This window comes from Kitasatospora sp. NPDC059088 (assembly GCF_042738155.1).
Lineage (GTDB): Bacteria > Actinomycetota > Actinomycetes > Streptomycetales > Streptomycetaceae > Kitasatospora.
In genome coordinates this window covers 11,003-14,945 of record NZ_JBHYGR010000094.1, presented here as the reverse complement: position 1 = coordinate 14,945, position 3,943 = coordinate 11,003, and the positions used below count along the sequence as shown (strand labels likewise).

Sequence of the window (3,943 nt, the reverse complement as noted above, 5' to 3'; positions counted from 1 at the left end):
GCCCGGGCCGAGCCACCCCCCTAATTTTTGCGGCGCCCGGGGCTCTGGGGGCCGTGTTGGGCGCCCCGGGCCCCCCCCCCCCCCCGGGGGGGGGGGGGGCGCCCCCTTCCACGGGCGCGCGGGCCGCGCCCGACCCACCCGACCAAGGAGAGTGATCCCGTCATGCCCTCGACCCTTCGGTCCGCTCTGGGCCCCACCGCCGAGCAGCTGACCCTGGACCTCCCAGGAGAGAGCGGCTGGTGCCAGCGCTGGACGGCCCGCCGCCCGTCCTGGCTCAGGACCAGCGCGGGCGGGTTCGACCCGGAGGCGTACCGGTGCGTGGCGCTGGCGGAGGGCCCGGCACGGCGGTTCGTCGAGGCGCACCACTACAGCGGGTCCTGGCCGGTGGTCAGCATGGCGTTCGGGCTGCAACGCGTCGGCGAGGAGCCGGGACCGGGCGAGCCGCCGGGCGGCCGGTTGTACGGCGTGCTGACGCTGGGGGTGCCGATGAAGGTGGAGGTGCTGACCCGGGTGTTCCCCGAGTTGGCCCCCTACCGGCAGAGTCTGGAGCTCAACCGGCTGGTGCTCCTGGACGGCGCGGAGTCGAACGCCGAGTCGTGGTTCTGCGCCAGGGCGTTCGCGCTGGCCGCCGGCCGGGGGGTGCGCGGGGTGGTCGCCCACTCCGACCCGCAGCCGCGGACCAGGATCACCCCGCTGGGCAGCGAGTTGATCTCCCCTGGTCATGTCGGCCATGTCTACGCCGTCCAGGGGTTCGCCTATCTCGGCCGGACGCGGCCACGCCGGCTGACGGTGCTGCCGGACGCCACGGTGCTGTCCGACCGGGTCGCTTCCAAGATCCGGAACAACGAGGTGGGCCACCAGGCGGCGGAGCAGCGGCTGGTCGGGATGGGTGCGCGGCCGCGACGGCCGGGGGAGGGCGGCGCAAGGTGGCTGGCCGAAGCGCTGACGGCGGCCGGGGCAACCGTGCTCTCCCACCACGGGAACCACCGGTTCGCGAGAACTATCGGGCCCCACCGCATCGTGTCCGGTTGGCCGGGACGGCGCTTCCTCGGCCGACACGAGCAGACGTGTAGCGTTTCATGTGGTATTGTTGTTCACGTCGGGCTGGCTTGGCGGCCGGCCTGGCCAACGCGCCCCCAGGAGAAGGAAACCAATGCCCGCCACCGTGAAGACCACCACCGAACTGCTCGCCACGGCGAACGCCGCCTTCATCGCCGCCGACGAGCACGCCGCTCCGACCGGCCGCCTCACCCGCCTGGGGTTCACCAGGGCCCAGAAGGCCTGCGAGGACGCCGGGAACCTGGTCGGCAAGATCCGGTTGCTGGCCGAAATGGAAGAGGTCGCAACCGTCCGCCCCGACAGCATCATCGCGGGGCACATCGGCACCGCACGCACCTCCGTCGAATGGGCCATGACCCATTGCCTGACCAGCGGCCAGCCGCGCACCGAGTGCCGCGCCTGCGACCACTCCGCCGCCCAGATCGCCGCCCTGGCGTCCTGACACCATCGCCCGGCCCTCCGCGGCCGGGCCCGCCCAGCCGCCTGCCCGCCACCGCTCCCGCGGCCGGGCAGGCGCCGGCCACCGCTCCACCCGATCGCGGCCCGGGACGCGCACCTTCGCGGCGGCGCCCGAGGAGCCGCTCAGCCCAAGCCCGCGCAACAGCAATGAGGACGCCATGACCGACTTCACTCAGGACCAGGCGACGACGTACATCGACAGCGTCGAGACCCACCTCGCCGCCGCCGGCCTGCGACCCCGCCACCTGGAGATCCGCGAGTACGACGAGTACGACACGGCGGGGAACACCATCCCCTCCGCCGTCCTCACCTGGCGAGCCGATCACCCGCTCGTCAGCGCCGAGCAGCACCCCGACGGCCTGCTCGCCGCCTGGTCGACCGAGAACGGCTGGCAGTGGGCCAGCCTCCGCGAGGACGGGAGCACCGAGCAGCCGGCCGGCCTCCCACTGGATGCTCTGGCCGACCCCGCACAGGTCGGCGCCGCACTCCTGCCCATCTCGCTCGGCCTGCGGGCCGACGCTGGCGAACAGGCCGTCATCGACGCCATCCGCGAGGCCTCCCGCGGCGTCAAACACGGCACCCCCACGTACAAGACCTGCACCTGCCACACCCACCCGTGCGGTGGAGTCGGCTGGGACCGCATTGAGCCCACCTGCCCGGATCACGGCGCCGGGGCCCCCTGCCTGATGTGGCACTGGGCCGCCTGCTGCCCCGCCAACCCCTGATCAACCGCACCCGGCGATCGGAACCATGCCCCGGCACCGGTGCCGAACGCGAGCACCCGCCGCATGTTTTATGTGGTATAGTTTTCCACATCGGGGGCGGTCCTGGCTGGTCCGCCCCCTCAACCCGCCCAGATCAACCAGGAGTAGCCCCCATGCCCCTCACCACCCTGCCGCTCGACAGCAACGGCCACCTGTTCATCCGGAAGGACAAGCTGGACGTCTACCTGGTCGACGACGAGGAGCCGCTCATCGTGCTGGGCGGCACGCCCTACTGCCTCTACTGCGACGAGAAGGTGGAGCTCACCGTCCGGGACGGCTCCGTCCAGACCGAGGAGCCCTGCCGGTACGCGGACGGCATCACGACCGTGATCACCCTGGAAGTGCCGTCCGGGAAGATGGTCGTCCGCGACAACCTGAGCCCGGTCTACGACTTCGACGTGGACTCGCAGGTGCGGGCCAGCTACTACTCCGCCCTCGGCAAGGCGCAGGCGATCGAGGCCCTGGCCGCCATCGGCTGCGCCTACGGGCCGGTGGGCAACAGCTGTCCGGGCCTGTACCGCACCGGGCCGGACCGGTACATCATCGCCGGTTCCGCCCTCGACGAGGACGGCGATGCCGTGGACCTGCCGGGCGAGGTCTGCCTGACAACCGTCTGCACCGACGTGTGGGCGTACTCGATCGCCGACCACGACCACTGGCGGAGCCGGGGCGGCGACCCCGCCAGGCAGCGGGTGGCGGTGGTCGAGGTGCCGCCGGGGACCTACCGGTTCACCCATCACAGCGGCGAGCGCGGCTTCGACCAGCACTCCGAGGAACGAGTCATCTTCGCCCACGTCGAGCGCATCGCCTGACACGGCCGCGCGCGGCCGGCCCCTAGCATCCACCGCGGGGGTCGACCGCGACCACCGCAGACCCGGCGCGCGCCGGACCCGCAGCCGCACAGCAACCCGACCAGCGAACACCGCCATGACCGATGGTGCGAGCACTGCCGCACCGCCGGCCCCTGCTCGGCGGCCTCGCCGACCCGCACCCCGCCGACGTCCGACGCCGCCCGCACCCCGCGGGCGGCCCCACCCCGAAGGAGTCAACCGATGCGACTGACCGCCCTCCCCGAGAACCTGCCCGTGTCCGCCGGCTACCTCACGGCCGCCTGCGCCGGCATCATCGCCTCCGCCCACCAGAACACCATCGACGAGTACGGCGCCAAGGTGGAGGCCACCGAAGCCGACGAGGAGCAGCAGGGCCTGAGCGACTCTGCGCGGGACCAGGTGCTGCGCCTGATCGACGACGCCGTGGCTGACGCCGTGGTGACCGTGTCCTGGCCGAAGGGGCACCCGTTGGCCGCGGGAGACCAGGGCCACCCGGTGGTCTACGAGGTCGGCTACGCCGAGGAGGCCGGGGCCGAGCTGCGGTCCTGACGCCCCCTTCGGGCGGGCGGCTGGCCCGTCCCCCCGGGGACTCCCCCCGGGGCCGGTCGGAGCAGGCCGCCCGATGACGTGGGGCCGACCGGCCATCCGGGCACCGTCGCGTCACCCTGTTGGGGCTGGCGCGGCACGGAGCAGCGGCTGGTCGCCGACGGGCGCACAGCAGCGGGGGCCTGCGCCCCGAGAGCCGAACGGGGGGGGGGGGGCCGGGGGGGGCGGGGGCCCCCCCCCCGCCCCCCCGCTGGGGGGGGTGGGGGGGTGGGGGGGGGGGGGGCC

General features: G+C 73.6%; 4 protein-coding genes. All 4 read left to right on the top strand.

The features are described from left to right. Positions 1–1,153: 1,153 nt before the first annotated feature. The 4 genes from ACFWXO_RS32015 to ACFWXO_RS32000 all read left to right on the top strand — a co-directional run bounded on the left by ACFWXO_RS32015 (position 1,154) and on the right by ACFWXO_RS32000 (position 3,661). Positions 1,154–1,501, top strand: a complete 348-nt coding sequence (locus tag ACFWXO_RS32015) for a hypothetical protein (protein ID WP_380528209.1) — start codon at positions 1,154–1,156, stop codon at positions 1,499–1,501. Positions 1,502–1,676: 175 nt separating this feature from the next. Next, on the top strand, positions 1,677–2,243 hold the full coding sequence (locus ACFWXO_RS32010) for a hypothetical protein (RefSeq protein WP_380528206.1): 567 nt from the start codon (positions 1,677–1,679) through the stop codon (positions 2,241–2,243). Between the two features lie 152 nt (positions 2,244–2,395). Then, positions 2,396–3,094 carry a hypothetical protein gene (locus ACFWXO_RS32005; RefSeq protein WP_380528204.1) on the top strand — a complete coding sequence of 233 codons (699 nt, stop codon included), beginning with the start codon at positions 2,396–2,398 and terminating at the stop codon, positions 3,092–3,094. Between the two features lie 240 nt (positions 3,095–3,334). Beyond that, positions 3,335–3,661 carry a hypothetical protein gene (locus tag ACFWXO_RS32000; RefSeq protein ID WP_380528202.1) on the top strand — a complete coding sequence of 109 codons (327 nt, stop codon included), beginning with the start codon at positions 3,335–3,337 and terminating at the stop codon, positions 3,659–3,661. The last annotated feature ends 282 nt before the right edge of the window (positions 3,662–3,943 follow it).